Origin of the sequence: Massilia sp. CT11-137 (assembly GCF_047302885.1) — a bacterium.
GTDB classification, from domain to species: Bacteria; Pseudomonadota; Gammaproteobacteria; order Burkholderiales; family Burkholderiaceae_D; genus Telluria; species Telluria orientalis.
On the sequence record NZ_JBKYMP010000001.1, the window covers coordinates 770,281 to 792,398 of the forward strand.

15 protein-coding genes are annotated in these 22,118 nt (G+C 66.4%); 8 read left to right on the plus strand and 7 right to left on the minus strand.

What is annotated here, in order from left to right:
• The 5 genes from astB to ACEN98_RS03510 all read left to right on the plus strand — a co-directional run bounded on the left by astB (position 1) and on the right by ACEN98_RS03510 (position 9,515).
• Positions 1 to 1,344, plus strand: coding sequence for an N-succinylarginine dihydrolase (gene astB / locus ACEN98_RS03490; protein ID WP_413381429.1), 1,344 nt, complete (start codon positions 1 to 3; stop codon positions 1,342 to 1,344).
• Positions 1,345 to 1,508: 164 nt separating this feature from the next.
• Positions 1,509 to 6,278, plus strand: a complete 4,770-nt coding sequence (locus tag ACEN98_RS03495) for an NAD-glutamate dehydrogenase domain-containing protein (protein WP_413381431.1) — start codon at positions 1,509 to 1,511, stop codon at positions 6,276 to 6,278.
• A gap of 3 nt (positions 6,279 to 6,281) precedes the next feature.
• A complete protein-coding gene (locus tag ACEN98_RS03500; RefSeq protein WP_413381433.1) occupies positions 6,282 to 7,268 on the plus strand; it encodes a succinylglutamate desuccinylase in 987 nt (328 codons plus the stop codon).
• 145 nt (positions 7,269 to 7,413) lie between these two features.
• Positions 7,414 to 8,529, plus strand: a complete 1,116-nt coding sequence (locus tag ACEN98_RS03505) for an NADH:flavin oxidoreductase/NADH oxidase (protein ID WP_413381435.1) — start codon at positions 7,414 to 7,416, stop codon at positions 8,527 to 8,529.
• Positions 8,530 to 8,648: 119 nt separating this feature from the next.
• Positions 8,649 to 9,515: a head GIN domain-containing protein gene (locus tag ACEN98_RS03510; protein ID WP_413381437.1), complete on the plus strand. Its 867-nt coding sequence runs from the start codon at positions 8,649 to 8,651 to the stop codon at positions 9,513 to 9,515.
• Between the two features lie 82 nt (positions 9,516 to 9,597).
• On the opposite strand, the gene hmpA is transcribed toward ACEN98_RS03510, so the two are convergent.
• Both hmpA and ACEN98_RS03520 read right to left on the minus strand, forming a co-directional pair.
• Positions 9,598 to 10,803 (minus strand): NO-inducible flavohemoprotein, encoded by a 1,206-nt coding sequence (gene hmpA, locus ACEN98_RS03515; RefSeq protein ID WP_413381439.1) that lies wholly within the window; start codon positions 10,801 to 10,803, stop codon positions 9,598 to 9,600.
• Between the two features lie 85 nt (positions 10,804 to 10,888).
• The gene (locus ACEN98_RS03520) at positions 10,889 to 11,386 is read right to left on the minus strand and encodes an RrF2 family transcriptional regulator (RefSeq protein ID WP_413337067.1); all 498 of its coding nucleotides are present in this window, start codon (positions 11,384 to 11,386) and stop codon (positions 10,889 to 10,891) included.
• Between the two features lie 186 nt (positions 11,387 to 11,572).
• Between ACEN98_RS03520 and ACEN98_RS03525 the strand changes: the two genes are divergently transcribed.
• A complete protein-coding gene (locus ACEN98_RS03525) occupies positions 11,573 to 13,060 on the plus strand; it encodes an APC family permease (protein WP_413381441.1) in 1,488 nt (495 codons plus the stop codon).
• Between the two features lie 146 nt (positions 13,061 to 13,206).
• Here ACEN98_RS03525 and ACEN98_RS03530 read toward each other — a convergent pair whose 3' ends face one another.
• The gene (locus ACEN98_RS03530; RefSeq protein WP_413381443.1) at positions 13,207 to 14,307 is read right to left on the minus strand and encodes an alpha/beta fold hydrolase; all 1,101 of its coding nucleotides are present in this window, start codon (positions 14,305 to 14,307) and stop codon (positions 13,207 to 13,209) included.
• Positions 14,308 to 14,467: 160 nt separating this feature from the next.
• Here ACEN98_RS03530 and ACEN98_RS03535 point away from each other — a divergent pair, with 160 nt between their 5' ends.
• Entirely contained in the window at positions 14,468 to 15,694 is a 1,227-nt protein-coding gene (locus ACEN98_RS03535; protein ID WP_413337064.1) for a pyridoxal-phosphate-dependent aminotransferase family protein, read from the plus strand.
• On the opposite strand, the gene ACEN98_RS03540 is transcribed toward ACEN98_RS03535, so the two are convergent.
• From ACEN98_RS03540 to ACEN98_RS03550, 3 genes are all read right to left on the minus strand, one after another.
• Positions 15,695 to 17,854: a S46 family peptidase gene (locus tag ACEN98_RS03540; protein WP_413381445.1), complete on the minus strand. Its 2,160-nt coding sequence runs from the start codon at positions 17,852 to 17,854 to the stop codon at positions 15,695 to 15,697.
• 10 nt (positions 17,855 to 17,864) lie between these two features.
• The gene (cls, locus tag ACEN98_RS03545; RefSeq protein ID WP_413381447.1) at positions 17,865 to 19,142 is read right to left on the minus strand and encodes a cardiolipin synthase; all 1,278 of its coding nucleotides are present in this window, start codon (positions 19,140 to 19,142) and stop codon (positions 17,865 to 17,867) included.
• Between the two features lie 71 nt (positions 19,143 to 19,213).
• Positions 19,214 to 19,483 (minus strand): GlsB/YeaQ/YmgE family stress response membrane protein, encoded by a 270-nt coding sequence (locus ACEN98_RS03550; protein ID WP_036234577.1) that lies wholly within the window; start codon positions 19,481 to 19,483, stop codon positions 19,214 to 19,216.
• 393 nt (positions 19,484 to 19,876) lie between these two features.
• On the opposite strand from ACEN98_RS03550, the gene ACEN98_RS03555 reads away from it, so the two are divergent.
• Positions 19,877 to 21,382 carry a hypothetical protein gene (locus ACEN98_RS03555; protein ID WP_413381449.1) on the plus strand — a complete coding sequence of 502 codons (1,506 nt, stop codon included), beginning with the start codon at positions 19,877 to 19,879 and terminating at the stop codon, positions 21,380 to 21,382.
• 155 nt (positions 21,383 to 21,537) lie between these two features.
• Here the strand turns inward: ACEN98_RS03555 and ACEN98_RS03560 are convergent, their stop codons facing one another.
• The gene (locus tag ACEN98_RS03560; protein ID WP_413381451.1) at positions 21,538 to 22,107 is read right to left on the minus strand and encodes a YceI family protein; all 570 of its coding nucleotides are present in this window, start codon (positions 22,105 to 22,107) and stop codon (positions 21,538 to 21,540) included.
• Positions 22,108 to 22,118: the final 11 nt, after the last annotated feature.

A 22,118-nucleotide genomic window follows, 5' to 3' on the forward strand; every position in this document is an offset into this window, starting at 1 on the left:
ATGCGCAACGCACGCGAATTCAACTTCGACGGCCTCGTGGGCCCATCGCACAACTACGCCGGTCTGTCGTTCGGCAACGTCGCCTCGTTCAATAATGTGCGGAGCGCGTCGAACCCGCGCCAGGCCGCATTGCAGGGCCTCGCCAAGATGCGCGCGCTGGCCGCGCGCGGCTTCGCGCAAGGCCTGCTGCCGCCGCAGGCGCGTCCGAACTTCCGCCTGCTGCGCCGCCTCGGCTTTTCCGGCACGGACGCCGACGTGCTGGCGCAGGCGTACCGCGAATCGCCGGTGATCCTCGCGTGCGCGTACTCCGCATCGCCGATGTGGACCGCGAACGCCGCCACCGTCAGCCCGTCGGCCGACACGGCGGACGGCCGCGTGCACTTCACCGCCGCGAACCTGAACAATAAACTGCACCGCGCGGAAGAACACGTGCAGGCGACGCGCACCCTGCGCGCCCTGTTCGCGAACCCGGACCGCTTCGTCGTGCACGACCCGCTGCCGTCGACGCCCGCGTTCGGCGACGAGGGCGCCGCCAACCACACGCGCTTCGCCAGCGCCCACGGTGCGTCCGGCGTCGAGTTTTTTGTCTATGGCCGCGTCGAATTCGACCCGTCCGCACCGGCGCCCGTGAAATACCCGGCGCGCCAGACGCTGGAGGCATCGCAGGCCGTCGCCCGCCTGCACGGCCTGGACGCGGCGCGCACCGTGTTCGCGTCGCAGAACCCGGCCGTGATCGACCAGGGCGTGTTTCATAACGACGTGATCGCGGTCGGCAACGGCAACGTGCTGTTCTACCACGACCAGGCGTTCGCCGACGAAGCGGCCACGCTGGATCTGCTCCGCCGTGCGCTGGGCGTCACCGGCACCGACCTGCGCGCCGTGCGCGTGGACACGGGCGTCGTCCCCGTCGCCGATGCCGTCGCCAGCTACCTGTTCAACAGCCAGCTGTTGTCGAAGCTGGACGGCGGCATGGCGCTCGTCGTCCCGCACGAATGCCGCGAGACGGCGACCGTGGCCCGCTACCTCGAGCAGCTGGTGGCGAGCGGTGGCCCGATCGACGAGTTGATCGAATTCGACCTGCGCCAGAGCATGCGCAACGGCGGCGGCCCCGCGTGCCTGCGCCTGCGCGTGGTGCTCACGGACGCGGAAGCGGCCGCGATGCACCAGGGCGTGTTGATGACGGAAGATTTGTATGCGCGCCTCGTGCCGTGGGTCGAGCGTCATTACCGCGACCGCGTGGAGCCGAAGGATCTCGCAGACCCGCAGCTGGCCATCGAATGCGCGGCCGCGCTGGAAGACCTGGAGCGCATCCTTGGCCTGCCGGGGCTGTATGATCTGGCATGATTGGTTGGGTGGGCACAGGGTGCCCACCCAACATAATGAATCGTTTCCGGGAACAGGAAGCATAAGAGATCTGGACGGGACAACCCTGTCCGTACCAGCCGGGAACATGTGGCCACAAGCCGCGCCGAACCCGGCGCAACAACCAGCTTTTGGAGAAGCTAAACATGAACAAAGACATGCCTCACGATCTGCGCACGCAAACCCTCGCGCTGGTTAACGAGAACAAGCCGGCGGGCGCTTCGGAACAAGTGGGCGCGCTGATCGGCGCCTGGATCGGCGCCCTGGACGAGGACGACCTCGCCGGCATCGATCCCCGCAACCTCGCCGCCATCCTGTGGGATGCCTTCGCCCAGGTGGCGCAGCGCACGACCGACGGCTGCCAGATCGCGGAGAATCGCTATACGGATGGGCGCTGCGGCATGTCGACCGCCTTGCTGATCCTGAACGAGGACATGCCCTACCTCGTCGACTCGTTCGTGATGGCGCTGCGCCGCCAGCGCGTCGTCGCGTCGGGCGTGCTGAATACGGTGCTGCCCGTGCGCCGCGACGAGGCCGGCCGCGTGGTCGCCGTCGGCGAAGCGGGCGCGCCGCTGGAATCGTATGTCCTGTGCCTGCTGGCGGAAGACCTGCCGCAGGACGAACTCTCCCAACTCATCGAGCGCATCCAGATGGTCGCGCGCGACGCCGCCATCGTGCACCGCGACGCCGTCGCCATGGCCGACCGCATGACCGCCGTTGCCGCCGCCGCCGCGGCGCAAGGTACGCCGTCCGGCCAGGAAGTGGCGGCCTTCCTCGACTGGGCCAAGAACGAAGGCTTCGAGCCGTTCGGCTACGCCTACTACTTCGTCAAGCCGGGCGTGCGCGAACTCGAACGCGACATCCCGAGCCGCATCGGCGTGCTGCAGGATACGTCGCACCCCGTCTACGGCACCTGCCTGCAGAACATCCCGGGCGACTTCGAGATCCTGTCCAAGCGCGACGAGACGCTGTCGATCGTGAAGGCCGACGTGGCCGGCACCTTGCACCGCGACCAGCCGCTGGACTTCATCGGCGTGCGCGACACCGACACGCAGGGCAACACGATCGGCGAACACTGCTTCGTCGGCCTGTTCACGCGCGCCGCCACGTCGACCCCGCTGGCGCGCCTGCCGTTCGCGCGCGGCCGCGTGGCGAAAGTGCTGTCCATCGCCGGCGTGCGCCAGGAAGGCTTCCGCGCCGAGAAATTCCTCGAGATCCTGGAGTCGCTGCCGCGCACGGAAGCGCTGGAAGCGGATCCGGACTGGCTCGCCCAGGTGTGCAGCTCCGTCGTCTCGCTGTACAAGCAGCCGCGCGCGAAAGTGTTTGCACGTCGCGACGTCTATCAACGCCACCTGAACGTCCTGGTCTATTTGCCGCGCGAACGCTACAGCGCCGCCGTCGTCGCCGGGCTGGCGCAGGCGCTGAAGGAAAGCTCGGGCGCCGTCGACGTGCGCACGCAGACGCTCGTCGCGGACGGCCCGCTGGCCCGCGTCTACCTGATCGCCCAGGCCGCGCGCTATCCGCTCGACCTGGAATCCGACATCCAGAAACCGCTGCTGTCCGTGCTGGACGGCTGGCATGACCGCTACACGGCGTTGACCGACACCGTCGAAGACGTCCCGACCCGCAACGCGCTGCGCAAGATCCTGCCGACGCTGCCCGTGAACTACGTGGCCGCGACGGCACCGGAAATCGCCTTCCGCGACGTGAGCGCGATCATCGCGAACGGCCAGCAGGGCCACGTCTCGGTCCGCATCGAGACGGATGAAGCGGGCGTCACGTCGCTGCGCCTGTACTCGACGAACACGATGCCGTCGCTGTCGCGCATCCTGCCGGCGCTGCAGAACGCCGGCGTCGCCATCGACCGCGAGCAAAGCTTCTGGATCGACACGGCCGACGGCACCCGCCGCTACATCACGGGCCTGATCGTCGACGCGGATTCGGCCGCCAAGCTGGCCAAGCCGGGCGTCGCGGAAGTGGCCGGCGAACTGTTCGCCGCGCTGTTCAACGACGAAGCGGAAGACGGCCGCCTGAATGGCCTCACCATCGAAGGCGGCCTGGCGATGCGCGAAGTGCAGCTCGTGCGCGCGTACATCAGCTACTGGCGCCAGGCCGGCAGCAAGTTCTCGACCCGCTACATGGCCGAGACGCTGCGTCCGCGCGCGAACCTCGTCAAGGAACTGGTCGAAGGCTTCGAACTGCGCTTCGACCCGAAACGCAGCGCCGAGGAGCGCGCCGAGGGCGATGCGAAACTGGTCGCGCTGAAGGCGGGCCTGGCCAAGGTCAACCACGCCGACACCGAGGAAATCATGGCCGCGCTGGTCGATCTCGTGATGGCGACAGTGCGCACCAACTACTATCAAGGAACGAAGGAAAATCGCGGCGAGAAGATCATCTTCAAGCTCGACACGAGCCACCTGGCGCTCGTGCCGGAACCGCGCCCGTTCCGCGAGATCTACGTGTTCTCGCGCCGCTTCGAAGGCCTGCACCTGCGCGGCGGCCCGGTCGCCCGCGGCGGCCTGCGCTGGTCCGATCGCATGGAAGACTACCGCACCGAAGTGCTGGGTCTCGTGAAGGCGCAGATGGTCAAGAACGCCGTCATCGTGCCGGCCGGCTCGAAGGGCGGTTTCGTGTGCAAGCAGATGCCGAAGGATGCGGCGCGTGACGTCGTCGCGGCCGAAGGCGAAGCCGTCTACCGCCTGTTCATCGCGAGCCTGCTGGAAGTGACGGACAACCGCGTGCGTGGCGAGATCGTTCCGCCGGCCGACACGGTGCGCTATGACCAGGACGACCCGTACCTCGTGGTCGCCGCCGACAAGGGCACGGCGACGTTCTCCGACATCGCCAACAGCATCGCCGTCTCGCGCGGCTTCTGGCTGGGCGACGCGTTCGCGTCCGGCGGCTCGAACGGCTACGACCACAAGAAGATGGGCATCACCGCGAAGGGCGCGTTCGAAGCGGTAAAACGCCACTTCTACGAGATGGGCCACGACATGAACACGACCCCGGTGACGATGGTCGGCGTGGGCGACATGTCGGGCGACGTGTTCGGCAACGGCGTGCTGCTGTCGCGCCAGCTGAAAGTGCTGGCCGCGTTCGACCACCGCCACATCTTCCTCGACCCGAATCCGGACGTCGTCGTGTCGTTCAATGAGCGCAAGCGCATGTTCGCGCTGCCGCGTTCCTCGTGGGACGACTACGACAAGGAACTGATCTCGGAAGGCGGCGGCGTGTTCCCGCGGTCCGCGCGCCACATCGAGCTGTCGCCGCAGGTGCGCGAAGCGCTGGCCATCGAAGAGACGTCGCTCACGCCGGAAGAACTGATGCACCGCATCCTGCTGGCGCCGGTCGACCTGTTCTATAACGGCGGCATCGGCACCTACATCAAGGCGTCCACCGAGACCCACGCGCAAGTGAAGGACCGCGCCAACGACAACATCCGCGTCAACGGCAACGAGCTGCGCGTGAAGGTTGTCGCGGAAGGCGGCAACCTGGGCGCCACGCAGGCCGGCCGTATCGAATTCGCGCTGGCCGGCGGCCGCATCTTCACGGATGCGATCGACAACTCGGCCGGCGTGGACTGCTCCGACCACGAAGTCAACGTCAAGATCTGGCTCGACACGGAAGTCAACGCGGGCCAGCTGGACGAGGGCGAGCGCAACCGCCTGCTGACCGAGATGACGGGCGATATCGAGAAGCTGGTCCTGCGCGACAACACGCTGCAGACGCACCTGCTGGTGCGCGAGGCGCAGGCGCAATCGAACAGCGCCGTCGTCGACGGCTACGCTGCCCTGATCGCGAGCCTGGAGGCGGAAGGCGCCGTGTCGCGCGAGCTGGAACAGCTGCCGGGCGAGACGGAACTGCAGCGCCGCAAGGCCCAGGGCCTGGGTCTCACGACGCCGGAACTGGCCGTCGTCGTCGCCAACGTCAAGAACCGCTTGAAGCGCACGCTGGCCGCGCTGCCGCTGACGGAACAGCCGTGGGCCGAGATCATCCTGCGTCCGTACTTCCCGGCGCAGCTGGTCGCCACGCGCGATCCGCTGGCGCACCCGCTGGCCAACGCGATCCTCGCGACCGTGCTGGCCAACGAATCCGTCAACCGTTGCGGCCCGCTGATGCTGCGCGACCTGGCGCTGGAACACCGCATCGACGACGCCGAAGTCGTCAAGTCGTGGGGCCGGGCGTGGGCCGCGCTGCACCTGGCGCCCGTGTTCGAGGCGCTGGACCATGACGCGCTGGTCGTGCCGCGCGACGTGTCGCAGACCGTCGATGCGCGTACCCGCGTGATGCTGCGCACCGTGATCGAAGGCGTGCTGTCGCTGCCGGCCGAGCAGGCCGGTGCCGGCGGCATGGAAGAGCTGTCGAACCTGTTCGCCCAGCCGGAACAACTGCGCCAGCTGATGCCGGCGAAGTCGGAGGCGGACAGCCACGCCGGCCTGTCGTCGTCGTTCGTGCAGGCGTGGAAGGCCGTCGACACGGTCGAATCGCTGGCGACGTTCCTGTTCGCGGCCGTCTCCGTCCAGCGTCCGCACGGCATGTCGCTGGCCGAGTTCCTGCGCGTCGGCATGTTGCTGCGCGAGCAGGCGGGCATCGACACGCTGGAACGCGGCCTCAAGCTGCCGGCCACGAGCAAATCGCAGGAACAGCTGCGCAACTACGCGCTGCAAGCCCTGCGCCGCACGCAGCAACGCCTGCTGACGGAAGTGCTGGCGGCGAGCCGCTCCACGGGCGACATGCAGTCGGCCGTGCGCGAGCTGACCGCGGCGATGGGCCTGTCGGCCGGCTACGTCCAGCCGACGGACCTGGAGCAGGCGATGCTGGCCGTATGGTCGCTGTCGGAGGGTTCGAGCCCGGACCGCATCGCATCCGGCACCGCGGCGACGACCGTCGCCACCACCGTCGCGAACCTGGCGTAAGCGATGGCGGCCACCTTACCGAAGGAAATCCGGGCACTGGCCGAAGGCGACTTCGGCGAGGTCGCCGCCCGCTTCGCGCAAGCCGGCTTCACGGTCGGCCAGCCCGCAAAGGGCGTGCTGACCGTGAAGGCCGCGAGGCCGTCGGCAGAGCGGCCCGCCGTGCTGCTGTCGGTGGGCGTGCACGGCGACGAGACGGGGCCGATCGAGATGGTGGCCTACGCCATCGAGGCCCTGTCGCGCACGCCGGGCGAGCTCGCGGTGGACCTGATGCTGTGCGTCGGGAACATCGACGCCATCGCGGCCGGCAAGCGCTTCATCGACGCGGACCTGAACCGCATGTTCCGCGACGAGCGCGGCGACCTGGCCGGCACCTTCGAAGCCGGCCGCGCGGACACGCTGATCGCGGCGACGGCCGCGTTCTTCGAGGCCAGCGGCCCGCGCCGCTGGCATCTCGACCTGCACACGGCGATCCGCGGCTCGCGTTATCCGCGCTTCGCGATCGTGCCGGACTTGATCGCGGACGCGCCGCGCCGCGCGCTGATCGCGTGGCTGGGCCTCGGCGGCATCGAGGCCGTCATCATGAACCCGGCGTCCGCGGGCACGTACAGTTACTGGACGGCCGAGCGGCACGGCGCCGCGGGCACCACCGTCGAACTGGGGCGCATCGGCACGCTGGGGCGGAACGACCTGTCGCAGTTCGCGGCAATGGCCTCGGCACTGCATGGCCTGCTGCGCGGACAAGCGCAGGCGGGCGGCAACGAGCCCGTCGTGTTCAACACGGCCCAGTCGATCATCAAGCTGTCCGATGCGTTCACGATGAGCTTCGGACGCGATACCGAAAACTTCACGCCATTGAAAAAGGGTGAAGTGATCGCGCGCGACGGCGATACTGTTTATACCGTTCAGCACGACGAAGAGTGTGTCGTGTTTCCGAATCCCGATGTGCGCGTGGGGTTGCGGGCGGGGATCATGGTGGTAAAAATACAGTAGTAGGGTGGGCACCCCGTGCCCACGCGTTCAACGCACGTATCCGTTCTCGAAAAGCGCGTTTTTTCTCTGCGCGCTAGACTATCCCTTTACGCACGCATCTGGTGGGCACGGGGTGCCCACCCTACAAAGGGAAGGGTTTCTACCCATGAGCAAGCTGTTTTCTCCGATCAAGCTCGGCCCGCTGGAGCTGGCGAACCGGATCGCCATCGCGCCGATGTGCCAATACTCCGCCGACCGGGGCTACGCCACCGACTGGCACATGATCCACCTCGGCCACCTCGCACTGTCCGGCGCGGGACTTCTCATCATCGAAGCGACCGCCGTGACGGAGGAAGGGCGCATCACCTATGCCGACCTGGGCCTCTGGTCCGACGAGCATGCGGCCGCGCTGGAGCCCGTCGTCAACGCGATGCGCAAGCATGCACCGATCAAGATCGCCATCCAGCTCGCACACGCGGGCCGCAAGGCGTCGAGCGAGGTGCCGTGGCACGGCGGCGCGAATCTTCCGGTGGGGGACTCCCACGGCTGGCAGACCGTGGCGCCGTCCGCGATCCCGCACGCGGAGGGCGAGACCGTGCCGCTGGCGCTCGATGCCGCCGGCCTGCAGCGCGTGAAGGACGGCTTCGTCGCTGCCGCGCGCCGCGCCGATGCGCTGGGCCTGGACGCCATCGAACTGCACGGCGCCCATGGCTATCTGCTGCACCAGTTCCTGTCGCCGCTGTCGAACCAGCGGGACGATCAATATGGCGGCTCGCTGGAAAACCGCATGCGCTTTCCGCTCGAAGTGTTCCAGGCCGTGCGCGCGGCCGTGTCGCCCGAGATGGTGGTCGGCATGCGCATCTCGGCCAGCGACTGGGTCGAGGGCGGCTGGGACCTGGAACAGAGCCTCGTGCTGACGCAGGAACTGGAGCGGCTCGGCTGCCAGTTCATCCACGTGTCGAGCGGCGGGCTGTCGCCGCACCAGAAGATCCCCGTCGGTCCGGGCTACCAGATCGAGTTCGCCGCGCGCATCAAGGCGAACACTCCCATGCCGACCATCGGCGTGGGCCTGATCACGGAAGCGAAGCAGGCCGAGACCATCGTGCAGACGGGCCAGGCCGACATGGTGGCGCTGGCGCGCGCGATGCTGTACGACCCGCGCTGGCCGTGGCATGCGGCCGCGGAACTGGGGGCGACGGTCAGCGCGCCGCCGCAGTACTGGCGCTCGCAGCCGCACGAGTACAAGCATCTGTTCGGCGATACGCGCCTGGGCCAGCGCTGACGGTCGTCGCTGGTTTTCCTCCGTTCGTTCCGCGTTTTACACCGTCCGTCGCACGCGGGCGGACGGCCCTGCAAGCCCTTGCTACAGTGGGATGGTCAATAACAACAAGGCCATCCACCATGCGTACTCCGTTCGCCATCGCTCTCACCTGCGCCATCCTCGGCGGCTGCGCCATCATCGTCGCCCCGGGCGGCGATGGCGACTACCAGGTCCGCACGCCATTCTCCAGCGATTCCATCGAAGGCAACGGCGTGCCCGCGCGCGACGAGCGCACGATCGCCACGGTGCCGGCGCTGGAAGTGAACGGCACGATCACCGTCGACGTGCGCGTGGGCCCGGCGACGTCGCTGGTCGTGGAGGCGGACAGCAACCTGCTGCCGTTCATCCGCACGGAGCTGCGCGGCGACCGGCTCGTCATCGAGAAGGAGCGCTCGTTCCGCACCAACAATCCCGTGCGCGTGACCTATACCGTGCCGCGCCTGACGAGCGTCCGCCACAACGGCTCCGGCCACCTGTCCGTGCAAGAGCTGAACGGCGGACCGCTGGTCGTGGAAGCGCAGGGATCGGGTTCCGTGCTGCTGACGGGCCGCGTGGCCAGCCTGGACGTGGTGCAGAACGGTTCGGGCAGCATCGACGCGACGACGTTGCAGAGCAGCGGCGGCAACCTGACCTTGACCGGTTCCGGCCGCATCGTCGCGGGCCGCATGCAGGGCGAGCGCCTGACGGCGAGCCTGAACGGCTCCGGCCAACTGCGCGTGACGGGTGCGGTGCGCCACCTGGCGGCGCGCTCGAACGGCTCCGGCCACCTGGACCTGGCGGACCTCGTCAGCGAGCAGGCGGACCTGTCGTCGACGGGATCGGGCGGCATGACCGCGAACGTGCGGCAATCGCTCGTCGCGCAGAATAGCGGCTCCGGCGGCATCCGCGTGTACGGCAATCCGTCGCAGCGGACTGTGAGCGGGAAGCTGATCCAGGTCCTGAACTGAATGCGGTGGCACGCGTGGGCACGGGGTGTCCACCCTACCGTAGGATGGGCGGCCTCCGCCCACGCGTTCAACGCACGCTTGCTTACAGCAGGTGGTCGAGCAGCTCCGGCCCGAACACCTCGCGGTGCAGGCGGCCGGCCGGCACGCCCGCATTCAGGAGATCCAGCCACTGCACCTGCATGAACTTGTGCGGACCGCACAGGTACACTTCAGCCTCATCAACCGGCCATGCCGGCAGCCTGGCCACGTCCATGCGGCCTTCGATCACGCCGGCGCGATTTTTCTCATCCTTCTGCGCATCTTCGTGGAAGGTCACGATGGACAGGTTCGGCATCACGGACACCAGGCCTTCGACTTCCGCGCGCAGCGCGTGGTGGCCGGCGTCGCGTGCGGCGTGCGCGAAGATCACGCGGCGCCGCGGATTCACCTGCGCCACGCGCTTCAGGGCGGACACCATCGGCGTAATGCCGACGCCAGCCGACAGCAACACGAGCGGCGCGTCGCCTTCCGTCTCCGGCAGGAACTCGCCGAACGGGTGCGACACCTGCAGCGTGGCGCCGACCTTCACGTTGGCGTGCAGCCAGTTCGACACTTCACCGGCCGGCGTATCGTCCACGCCGTCTTCGCGCTTCACCGAGATGCGCAGGTCTTCACCATTCGGCGCATCCGACAGGCTGTACTGGCGCAGCTGGTGACGGCCGCCCGGCAGGTCGACCGCGACGCTGACGTACTGGCCCGGCTTGAACGCGGGGACCGGTTTGCCGTCGGCGGGGACGAAGCGGATCGACAGCACGTTGACGGATTCCGTCTTGACTTCCACGACGCGCATCGGACGGGTGTCGCCCGGCTGGATGCCGGCCGTGCTGTACAGGTTCGCTTCCGCTTCGATCAGCAGTTTGGCGAGCGAGTTGTAGGCTTCCTTCCACGCGTTCAGCAGCGGTTCCGTGGCGGCGTCGCCCAGCGTGGCCGCGATGGATTCCAGCAGGTGCTTGCCGACGATCGGGTAGTGCTCGGCGCGGATGCCGACCGACACGTGCTTGTGCACGATGCGCTCGACGACGGGACCCAGCGCGCCCGGGTTGCCGATGTTGGCCGCGTACGCGAACACCGCCGATGCCAGCGACTGCTGCTGCGCCCCACTGGCCTGGTTCCCCATGTTGAAAATGCGGGTCAGTTCAGGATGCGCGCCCAGCATGTTCGTGTAGAACAGCCTGGTGATCGTCAGGCCGTGCTGGCGCAGGACGGGGACGCTGGCATCGATGTAGGGGCGGGAAGCTTCCGAAATCATGGTGGTTCCTTTAATTATGCATTTAAAATGCAGATTTAAGATTCAAAAAAAGGCCCGCACAGCGGGCTTGCCATCAATATTGAAGTTAATCCTCACTCACCGGCTCGGGCAGGGCCACGGCGGTTTTCGCCGCTGCGCTATCCCAGAACATGCGGTGCATGCGCACGACCTGTTCGCCCGTGCCGCCGGCGGTCGCGTGGGCCAGCGTGTAGCGGTCCATCGCGTCGTAGAACGCCCGCATGCCGGCGCGCAGCATGCCGCGCAGCTGGCAATCCATCTTCAGCGCGCAGTCCGTGCCGTCGCAGTCGACCAGCTCGTCGTCTTCGCCTTCCAGCTTGCGCAGCACCTGGCCGATCGTCAGGGTGGCGGGATCGGCGGCGAGGCGCAGGCCGCCGTTGCGTCCGCGGGTCGCCTGCACCCAGCCCAGTTTGGCCAGTTGCCCGACCACTTTGACCAGGTGGTTCAGCGGGATGTCGAATTGCTTGCCGATCTCGGCCACCGTTACCGGATGCGGACGTTCTCCCGCGCGTTCCAGATAGATCAGGACACGCAGGCCAATATCGGAGAATCGGGTGAGTCGCATCGGATCAGCTCAGTGGTTACGAGCGTATTCTAACTCCATGGGCGTATTCTACCTAAATGTGCATTAAAAATGCAGGTTTAGAGGAAGTATTTTTTTTCCCGCAGTGAAAGCAGTGCCGGTTACTGGCCCTATAATCGCGGACTTCGGATAAGACAACAGCGCTACCCGCGCCAAGAGGACGACGACGTGAACCAGACACTGGGCCAAAAGCTCTTTCGTACCAAGACGTCCGAGCACAAGCTCGATGACGGCCATGCCCACGCCCTGGGCCGCTCGCTGGGCTTGTTTCCCCTGACGATGATCGGCGTCGGTGCCACGATCGGCACCGGTATCTTCTTCACGATGGTGGAAGCCGTGCCGAAGGCCGGTCCGGCCGTCGTGCTGTCGTTCCTGATGGCCGCCGTCACCGCGGGCCTCACCGCGCTGTGCTATGCCGAACTGGCCAACCGCGTGCCGGCCGCCGGCTCCTCGTATTCGTTCGCCTATGCCACCGTGGGCGAGTTCGCCGCCTTCATCGTCGCGGCCTGCCTGCTACTGGAATATGGCCTGGCCGCCAGCGCGACCGCGATCGGCTGGTCGGATTACCTGAACAACTTCCTGCAGAACGCGCTCGGCTGGCAGATCCCCGACGCGCTGCGCTCGCCCCTGGTCGTCGCGGGCAAGAACGGCGGCGTCGAATTTCATACGGGGCACATCAACCTGCCGCCGATCCTGCTCGTCGTGCTGTGCTGCGTCCTGCTGATTCGCGGCACCAAGGAATCGGCGACGACGAACGCCATCATGGTGCTGATCAAGCTGGCGATCCTCGTGTTCTTTTCCGCGATCGCGCTGTCCGGCTTCGACATCAACAACTTCCACCCGTTCGTCTGGCCGGCGGACGGCAAGGGCGTCGGCGGCCTGGCCGGCGTGACGGCGGCCGCGGGCACCGTGTTCTTCTCGTTCATCGGCCTGGACACCATCGCCACGGCCGGCGAAGAGGTCAAGGATCCGACGCGCGACGTCCCGATCGGCATCCTGGCCGCCCTCGGCATCGTCACCGTGTTCTACATGCTGGTTGCGATCGCCGCGCTCGGCGCCCAGCCGGCCTCGATGTTCGCGGGCCAGGAAGCGGGCCTCGCCGTGATCCTGCAGAACGTGACCGGCAAGGCGTGGCCGGCGCTCGTGCTGTCGGCCGGCGCCGTCATCTCCGTGTTCTCGGTGACGCTGGTGACGATCTACGGCCAGACGCGCATCCTGTACGCCATCGCCAAGGACGGCCTCGTGCCGAACGCCTTCCGCAAGGTCAATCCGCGCACGCAGTCGCCGGTGACGAACACGCTGATCGTCAGCATCGTCGTGGGCGCCGTGGCGGGCCTCGTCGACTCCACCTTCCTGTGGGACATGGTGAGCATGGGGACGCTGGTCGCGTTCATGGTCGTGTCGATCGCGGTGCCGGTCATCCGCCGCAAGCAGGGCGAGACGGGCCGCAAGGGCTTTCGCGTGCCATTCGGGCCTTACCTCGTGCCGGGGCTGTCGATCCTCGCGTGCCTGTATCTCGTCGGCGGGTTGTCCAGCACGACTTATACGGTGTTCACCATCTGGATGGCGGTGGCCGTTCTCACGTATTTCGGGTATGGGATGCGCAACAGCCGGTTGAACAAGGCGGGTGTTCCGCAGACCGAGTTGACGCACTGACCTGACCGCGAACGCTTATCGACGTCGTCCCCGCGAAGGTGGAATAGTGCCCCCAGCACTATTCCTGCAATCTTACAAGCGTCGTCGCGACGCATCGAACTTGGGCCCCCGCCTCCGCGGGGGCGACGTTTATATGCCGTCGGTTTTTATTTCGCCAATGGCCTCACATACGTCAGCAAACTGACCAGCGTCTTGCCCGGTTCCTCCCACGGCACCATGTGCGCCGACCGCTCGAACCACACGGCCTGTTTCGACGGCGCCTTCACCTGTTTCAGCCACGCCTCCGTCGGTGCCGTCGGCGTCGTGTAATCGTGCCGGCCCAGGAACATCACCACCGGGATCGGGAAGCTTTTCACGTTCGAGAAATCCACCTGCACGAACTCCGGCAAAATGCGGCCCAGCGTGAGCAGGTTGCCCTGGTCGATGTCCTTGACCTGCTGCGCATCGTATTCCGGCGACAGGCGCGGGCCGTCGAAATAATAGGCCGACTCGCTGCGGTAGGCGCTCAATCCGCCGTAGTACTGCGGCCACTTGCGCGCGACGATGATGCGTTCGCGCGTGATCGGCTGGTTGCCGGGGTAGGGCGCGATCGACTGCAGGTCGCGCAGCGCTTCCTCGTTCTTGTGCTGTTTCGCCTGTTCCAGCGCGTAGTCGAAGCTGATGCGTTCGTTCTCGCGCACGCTGATCACCTGGCCGATGCCAACGTAGGCATAGAATAAATCCGGACGCTTCAGGGCCGCCTTCATGCTGACGATGGTGCCCCAGCTGTGGCCCATCAGGATCAGCTTCTTCTTGCCGTAGCGCTGGCGCAGGTGCTCGGCCACCTCGATGGCGTCGTCGACGTAGCGGTCGATACGGATGGTGTCCGCGACCTGCGCGGGATCCGTCTCGCCATAGGTCTTGCCGGCGCCGCGCTGGTCCCAGTTCGCGATGGTGAAGTATTCCTCGAGCGGGCGCTCGAACTGCCACAGGGTCGGCGTGACGGGCGCCGCCGGGCCGCCGTGCACGAACAGGATCATCGGGTTGTCGCGCTCCTGGCCGCGCACGGTGAGCCACTGGTCGATGCCGCCGATGCGCGTCTTGTACGATTCCTGCACGCCGTGCGGCGCGACGATTTTATCGAGGTCCGCCACGATGGCGCGGGCTTGCGCCCATGCCTGCGTCCGCTCTTGCCGGATTTTGTCGTCCTGTGCGTGTGCGTGGGCGCATGCGACGACGAGCAGTGCCCAGATCCAGATCCGCTTCATACCAATTCTCCTTATGCGTGATGTGCAGGCAGTGTAAGGAATCAGCTTCGAGCCGGCAGGCCCGATGGCATGGATTGCGCATTGCGCGGTATGAGATGCAGATGGCGCGGATGGAATACTTGGTACACTTGTCCGACTGCCAACACGACGAAGACCCACCATGAACACACAGCTCCAGCCAACCCGCAACGATATCCTCCCGCCCCACGTCGACCATCTCAGCGCCATCCTGCCGGACGACCCGTTGCTGATGATGGGCGCCGGCCCCGTGCCGATCCCCAGCGCGGTGGCCCGCGCGAATTCGCTGGTCATCAACCACCTGGGCGAGACCATGGCGAAGATCATCACCCAGGTGAAGGACATGGCGAGATACGTCTTCCAGACCCGTTCCAACTGGGTGCTGGGCGTGGCCGGTCCCGGATCGGCGGCGATGGAAATGGCGATCTGCAATCTGGTCTGGCCCGGCACGCGCGTGCTCTCGATCTGCAACGGTTTCTTCAGCGGCCGCATGGCGGAAATGAGCCGCCGCGCGGGGGCGGACGTCGTCACGATGAACGAGATCTTCCCGCACTCGATGTCGCTGGACAGGCTGGAAGCGCTGCTGGACGAACATCGGCCCCATTGCCTGACGCTCGTCCAGGGCGAAACGTCCAACACCACGTTCAACAACGACGTGAAGAACATCGCGCGGTTGGCGAAGGCGCGGGGCTGCCTCGTCATCGTCGACGCCGTGTGCACGCTCAGCACGACGCCGTTCGAGATGGACGACTGGCAGGTCGATGCCGTGATCACGGGCGGGCAGAAAGGGCTGTCGTCGATTCCCGGTGTCTCGCTGCTCGCGTTCTCCGACGCCGCGTGGAGCCGGATCCGCGAACGGCCCACGCCGAATACGCACTGGTGCCTGGACGCCCTGCTGGCCGAGAACTTCTGGCACAAGGCGTCGTACCACTACACGGCGCCGGTGTCGGGCGTGCTGGCGCTGCACGAAGCCTTGCGCCTCGTGTGCGAAGAAACGCTGCCGGTCAGGTTCGCCCGCCACCTGCGTTGCTCGACCGCGCTGCAGGACAGCATCGAGGCGATGGGCCTGTCCCTGTTCGCGCCCGCGGAATCGCGGCTCAATTCGGTGGTCGGGATCAATCTGCCGGAGGGCATCACCAACCAGGCGGTCTGCTCCACGATCTCGAGCCGCTACCAGGTCGAGATCTCGGGCTCCTTCGGCCTGCCGATCGTCAGGATCGGGCAGATGGGCGAGCAGTGCCGCGCGCATCACCTGTTCCGCACGGTGCACGCGCTGGGCAGCACGATGCGCGACCTGGGCGCGACCGTGGATCTGCCGTCCGGCATGGCGGAACTCGAGAACTCGCTGCAGCGCTCCAAGGCCGACTGATTACAGCACGCCCATCTCCTTGAGAAGGTTGTCCGCATGGTCGACCTTCTCCATGTTCCACAGGATGTAGCGGACGTCGACCTGGATGTCGCGCGTGGCGCGCGGATCGAAATCCCAGTCGGAGATGATCGAATCGAGCGTGCCGTCGAACGCGAGGCCCACCAGTTCGCCGCGCGCGTTCAATGCCGCGGAGCCCGAGTTGCCGCCCGTGATGTCCAGCGTGGCGAGGAAGTCGACGGGCACCGTCTTCAGCTTCGGATCGGCCCAGCGTCCGAAGTCCTTCGCGCGGATCGCGGCCAGCTGGCGCGCCGGTGCATTGAACTCGCCTTCGCCCGTGTGCTTGGCGACGACGCCCTTCACGGTCGTGAACGCGGTCCATGAGCCGGTGCCGTCGGCGCCGTAGTCGCGGCCCTTGACGTTGCCGTACGTGACCCGCAGGGTGCTGTTCGCGTCCGGGTAGACGGCGCGGCCCTTGCCGTTCATGTACGCGATCTTCGCCTTCATGTAGCTGGCGTAGGTCTTCTGGATGTTCCCCGCCAGTTCGTCCTCTTCGGCCTCGCGCTTCATGTCGGCGTCGTACATCGCGACGGCGGCCTTGATGAAGCTGTCGTTGCTGGCCCTGAACTCCTGCGGGGTCTTCGTCAGCCACGCCGTGCGTACTTCCTTGTCCTGCAGGTGCGAGCCCGCGTAGATGCGGTCCAGCGCCGTTTTCAATTCGGCTTCGCTCATGCCCGGCCTGATGCCCAGCGCACTGTCGAACGCGGCGTCGTGCTGGTCGGCCGGCTGCGCGTTGTACTGCTTCAGGAAGTTCAGCACGAGGGCCTTGTCGACCTTCTCGTCGTACGTCCGGTCCTGGCCGCCGATGACGGACGCCAGGCGCGGCAGGTCGCGTTCCTGGTAGCCGGACTTGCGTTCGACGTCCGGCTTCGTGCGCTCGTTGGCCAGGCGGTACAGGGTGCGCGCCGAGTTTAGGAAGCGCGGCACCGAATACCCGAGGAAGAATTCGCGCCGCGAGTCGGCGTCGCGCCGGGCGATCAGCTTTTCGACCGCCTCGATGTCCGCGCCGAATTCGGCCTTGCGCCGCGGGTCCGCAGCGACCCAGGCCTTCAGCGCATTGTGCTCGGCCGTCTTGCGCGCGAGGATGTCGCTGCCTTCGTAGCTGGCGATCATGCCCTTGCGGTTCTTGTAGTAGTTGTTGACGCTCGCGATCTGGCCCGCGTACTTCAGGCGCGCGGCGGGGTCGTTCTTCGTCTCGCGCTCGATGACGGCCAGCGTCTCGCCGGACGCCTTCACGAAGGCCGGATAATTCCAGTCGAACGTGAACGCCACTTCGGACGGCAGGCGGTGCCGGTTCGTGCGGCCCGGGTAGCCGAGGGTCATGACGAAATCGCCTTCCTTCACGCCGTCCTGCGCGATCCTGAGCCACAGCTTCGGGCGGTACGGGACGTTGTCCTTCGCGTAGTCCGCGGCCTTGCCATCCTTGCTGACGTAGGCGCGATAAAAGCCGTAGTCGCCCGTGTGGCGCGGCCACATCCAGTTATCGGTATCGCCGCCGAACTTGCCGATGCCGACCGGGGGCGCGTGCACGAGGCGCACGTCGCGGATCTCGAGCTGCTTGATGCGGTAGAACTCGAGGCCGCCGTAGAAGCTCGCGACGGTGCAGCGGTAGCCGGCGTCCTTCTCGCATTCGGCGACGAGTGTTTTCTGGTTCTTTTCCATCGCGTCCAGGCGCGCCTTGCCGGTCAGCTGCGCGACATCCGGCGTGATCACGCGCGTGCTCACGTTCGCGACTTCCTCCGTGACGAACACGCGGCTGCCCGGCGCGGCGGGCAGTTCCTCCGCCATCGTCTTCGCGAGGAAGCCGTCGGCGAGCAGGTCGCGTTGCGGCGTGGAGTTCACGGCCACGCTGTTGTACACGCAGTGGTGGTTCGTGATCACGAGGCCTTGCGGCGACACGAACGACGCCGAGCAGCCGCCCAGGCTCACGACGGCGCCCATCGGGAACTCCGTCAGTTTGGTGAGGCTGGCCGGATCGAGCTTGAGGCCGGCGGTCTTGAGTTGCTGCGCGATTTGCGGCAGCTGCTGCGGCATCCACATGCCTTCGTCGGCGCGAGCGCCTAAGGACGCGAGGATGGCGAGCGAAAGAAGGGTGTGTTTCATGGCTAGTCCTTTACAGCTGCGCCCCGATCAGGTCGGCCAGCTTGCCGCCGATTTTTTCCATGAATGGACGGTTCTGCCACGCCTGCAAGGTGATGGGGCGCGCGTGTTTCCAGTCGTCTTCGAAGACAGCTTCTTGTTGCTTGGCAAAGTCAGGATCGAGCACGTTCAGGTTGGCCTCGTCGTTGAGGATGAACGAGCGGTTGTCGAAATTGGTGGAGCCGACGGAGACGAGCAGCGAATCGACGACCAGTGCCTTCACGTGGTACATCGTCGGCTGGTACTCGGCCATCTTGACGCCGGCTTCCAGCAATTCGCCCCAGCGCTCGCGCGAGGCGGCGCGCACGACGTCGGAATCGATGATGGGACCCGGCGTGATGATGCGCACGTCCACGCCCCGTTTCGCCGCCGCGACGAGCGCCTTCACGGCCAGCTCGTCCGGCACGAAGTACGAGTTCGACAAGTGGATCGTGCGGCGCGCGGCCGTGATGGCCAGCAAATACATCAGGTGCATGCTCTCGCTGCCGCCCGTGGGCGAGCTGGAGAACATCTGCGCGGGCATGTCGCCCTGCGCGACGAGGGCGGGGAAGTAGGCGGGGCCGTCCAGCACGGCGCCCGTCGCCTTGGTCCAGTTGTCGTTGAACACGGCCTGCATCTGGCCGACGACCGGGCCTTCCACACGGAAATGCGAATCGCGCCAGTGCTCGGGATCCTGGGCGTTGCCGCGCCATTTGTCCGCGATACCGACGCCGCCCGTGAAGCCGACCTTGCCGTCGACGATCAGGAGTTTTCTGTGCGTACGGTTGTTCAGGCGCGCGAGTTTCCACCAGACGGGCTTGTGGTAGCGGTGCAATTCGACGCCGGCGCGGCGCATCTCGTCGAGCGACTTGTCGTCGATCTTCATGCTGCCGATCCAGTCGAGCAGCACGTGCACCTTGACGCCGGCGCGCGCCCGTTCCGACAGCGCGTCCGTGAATTCGCGGCCGATCGTGCCTTCCCAGTAGATATAGGTTTCGAAGCTGATGGATTTCTGCGCCGAGCGGATCGCGTCCAGCATGGCGGGGAAAATCTTGTCGCCGTTGAGCAGCACTTCGGCCTTGTTGCCCTCGATGATGGGCGGGCCCAGCAGGACGCCCAGCGAGCGGCGGAATTGCGGATCGTCCGTGTCGTACAGGCGCGTGAGCTGCGTGTCGATCTTCTTTTCGCCGGGCGCGAAGTTCAGCACGAGCAGGCCCGCCACGAGGGTGGCGACGCAGGTGATGAGGACGACGATGGGGCGTTTGATACGCATGAGTTCGATTTGAAGACGTAAAAAAACCAACGCCAGCCGACGTTGGTTTTCAAAGCGGGGCTTGCACCTGCTTAGCGGACGCGGCCGCGACGCAGCAGATTCACGATTGCGAGCAGGATCACAGCGCCCAGGAACGAGACCAGCAGCGACGATACACTGAAGTCATCGGAGTTGATGGTGCCACTACCGAACAGCGGGGACAGCAGCCAGCCACCCAGGAAGGCTCCCACGATACCGACCACGACATTGAGAATCATGCCTTGCTCAGCATCCGTCTTCATGACCATGCTGGCGAGCCAGCCGAGCACACCACCAACGACGATCCAGATAATGAATAACATGTTGAGTCCTCCTCAAGTTGGAAAAAACATACTCCAGGCCAATTGAATGCCGAGGCCATGTGCAAAGTCTATTGATGCACACGGTACCGGGTCGGTGCGTTGCCGAACGTTAGACGCGCAAACTCCGGCGACGTTCTCTTGTGGTGCGGAATGTCCCCAACTGGGTGCGTCACCGAACAGAAGCGCCTTGCTCGGCAGGCATATCGTTCAATCACTTTGCATCGAAAGGCGCGTCGAAAAACCTACTGCGCGTTGCACTTGCAGTTTGCGATGCTCACTGTACTTTCGTACAGCTGCGCTTCTCAACCGCAACTGCGGCCGCTCGCTACGGTTTTTCGAGACGCCTTGAAACGTAACACCCCGGACCGCTTCGATTACTGAAAGGAACGCATCATGGCTATTTTCGACAACACGACGACTGAGCAGAACAAGCAGAACCGTATGGTGACCGGGCTGTTCCCCGACCGCGCCAGCGCGGAGCGCGCCTACAGCGCCATCTCCACCCGCGGCTATACGAAGGACGACGTCAACCTGATGATGTCGGACACGACCCGCAAGACCCATTTCTCCGACACCGAGACTGAGCTGGGCAGCAAGGCCGCGGAAGGCGCCGCTGCCGGTGCAGGTATCGGCGGCACCATCGGCGCCGTGCTGGCCGGCGTGGCCGCCATCGGCACCTCGCTCGTGATCCCGGGCGCAGGCCTCGTCGTCGCCGGTCCGCTGGCGGCAGCTCTGGCCGGCGCAGGCGCGGGCGGCATTACCGGCGGCCTGATCGGCGCGCTGATCGGTGCCGGCATCCCGGAAGAACGCGTCAAGCACTACGAGGAAGGTATCAACAACGGCGGCATCGTGATGGGCGTGACGCCGCGTTCGGACGAGGACGTTGCCTACCTGAACCAGACCTTCACCGATAACGGCGGCTCGCACGTGATCGGCACCGGCATCGGCGCCGCCGCGGGTGCCGCCACCGGCGCCGCACTGGGCGCGGCCGGCGGTCCGATCGGCATGGCGGCCGGCGCTGCGATCGGCGGCATCGCCGGCGGCATGGCCGGCAAGGGCGTGGGCGAAGTCGTCAACCCGAAAGCGGGCGACGACCTGGGCGAACACTACCTGGCCAAAGGCACGGGCGCCGGCGCCGGCGCGGCAATGGGCGCGGCGGCAGGCTCCGTGGCAGGTCCGGTCGGTGCGCTGGCCGGTGCCGCGATCGGCGGCCTGGCCGGCGGCGCGGCGGGCCGCGGTGCGGGCGAAGTCGTGAATCCGCATTCGGAAGACCGCCTGCATGAACACAACCTGGCCCAGGGCACGGGTGCGGGTGCGGGCGCACTGACCGGTGCGGCCGTGGGCAGCGCGGCCGGTCCGATCGGCACCGTCGCGGGTGCGGCCATCGGCGGTATCGCGGGCGGCATGGCCGGCAAGGGCGCGGGCGAAGTCGTGAACCCGAAACCGGGCGACGATCTGCATGAGCATAACCTGGCCGGCGGCGTCGGCGCGGGCGGTGGTGCGGCAGCCGGTGCGGCGATTGGTGCCGTCGGCGGCCCGGTCGGCATGGCGGCGGGTGCAGCCATCGGCGGCATCGCCGGCGGCATGGTCGGCAAGGGTGCCGGCCACCTCGTGAATCCGACGGTGGAGGATGCGTACTGGCGCTCGAACTACCAGACGCAACCGTACTACACCACGGGCTACACGTACGACGATTATTCGCCGGCCTATGCGCTGGGCTACAACAATGCCCGCCGCTTCCCGAGCTACGACCTGGCCGAGCCGCACATGGCCGACGAGTGGGATCGCGTGAAGGGCCATTCGCGCCTGTCGTGGGAGCAGGCCAAATCGGCCAGCCGCGCCGCGTGGGATCGCGTGGAGCGTGCGATTCCGGGTGATTCGGATCGCGACGGCCGCTGATCGTTCGGCGGGGCAGGGTGGGCATTTGAGGCCGGGGGCCTCAAATGAAACGTGCCCACGCGTGACGCATGCGGTTCGTTGGCGCTACGAACCCGGCAAAAGAAAAAGCCCCGCGGCCGTGCTGGCCGCGGGGCTTATTCTTTGGGATCGAGCGATTACTGCTTGACGGCTTCGACCTGGATCGCCAGCTTGACTTCCGGCTTGAAGCCCATCTTGACGCCGTAGTCCACGCCGAAATCGGCACGGTTGAACGTGGCCGACGCATCGGCGCCGCACACTTCGCGCTTCAGCATCGGGTGCTGGATGCATTTGAACGAGTTGATGTGCAGGGTGACCGGCTTGGTCACGCCGTGCAGGGTCAGTTCGCCGTCGACGGTGGACGGTGCGTCGCCCTTGAACACGATCTTGCCCTTGTAGGTGGCGTTCGGGAACTTGGCCACGTCGAACATGTCCGGGCCCTTGGCGTGCTCGTTCATCTTGGCGTGGCCGAAGTCCAGGCTGTTCGCGTCGATGGTGATGTCGACGGTGCCCGTCTTGGCCGCGCGGTCGACGACGATGGTGCCTTCCGTCTTGTCGAACTTGCCGCGCCAGTTCGACAGGCCGCCGAAGTGGTCGGCCTCGAAGCTCGGGTACGTGTGGTTCGAATCGATCTTGTAGGTGTCGGCGGCGAAGGCGGCGCTGGAAGCGAAGGCGACGGCCAGGAGGGCGAGGTGCTTGAGTTTCATGTAAGGCGATC

Excerpts from the sequence above, each read along its gene's own strand:
- astB (WP_413381429.1), top strand. The coding sequence starts at position 1 with ATGCGCAACGCACGCGAATTCAACTTCGACGGCCTCGTGGGCCCATCG.
- ACEN98_RS03495 (WP_413381431.1), top strand. The coding sequence starts at position 1,509 with ATGAACAAAGACATGCCTCACGATCTGCGCACGCAAACCCTCGCGCTG.
- ACEN98_RS03500 (WP_413381433.1), top strand. The coding sequence starts at position 6,282 with ATGGCGGCCACCTTACCGAAGGAAATCCGGGCACTGGCCGAAGGCGAC.
- ACEN98_RS03505 (WP_413381435.1), top strand. The coding sequence starts at position 7,414 with ATGAGCAAGCTGTTTTCTCCGATCAAGCTCGGCCCGCTGGAGCTGGCG.
- ACEN98_RS03510 (WP_413381437.1), top strand. The coding sequence starts at position 8,649 with ATGCGTACTCCGTTCGCCATCGCTCTCACCTGCGCCATCCTCGGCGGC.
- hmpA (WP_413381439.1), bottom strand. The coding sequence starts at position 10,803 with ATGATTTCGGAAGCTTCCCGCCCCTACATCGATGCCAGCGTCCCCGTC.
- ACEN98_RS03520 (WP_413337067.1), bottom strand. The coding sequence starts at position 11,386 with ATGCGACTCACCCGATTCTCCGATATTGGCCTGCGTGTCCTGATCTAT.
- ACEN98_RS03530 (WP_413381443.1), bottom strand. The coding sequence starts at position 14,307 with ATGAAGCGGATCTGGATCTGGGCACTGCTCGTCGTCGCATGCGCCCAC.
- ACEN98_RS03535 (WP_413337064.1), top strand. The coding sequence starts at position 14,468 with ATGAACACACAGCTCCAGCCAACCCGCAACGATATCCTCCCGCCCCAC.
- ACEN98_RS03540 (WP_413381445.1), bottom strand. The coding sequence starts at position 17,854 with ATGAAACACACCCTTCTTTCGCTCGCCATCCTCGCGTCCTTAGGCGCT.
- cls (WP_413381447.1), bottom strand. The coding sequence starts at position 19,142 with ATGCGTATCAAACGCCCCATCGTCGTCCTCATCACCTGCGTCGCCACC.
- ACEN98_RS03550 (WP_036234577.1), bottom strand. The coding sequence starts at position 19,483 with ATGTTATTCATTATCTGGATCGTCGTTGGTGGTGTGCTCGGCTGGCTC.
- ACEN98_RS03555 (WP_413381449.1), top strand. The coding sequence starts at position 19,877 with ATGGCTATTTTCGACAACACGACGACTGAGCAGAACAAGCAGAACCGT.
- ACEN98_RS03560 (WP_413381451.1), bottom strand. The coding sequence starts at position 22,107 with ATGAAACTCAAGCACCTCGCCCTCCTGGCCGTCGCCTTCGCTTCCAGC.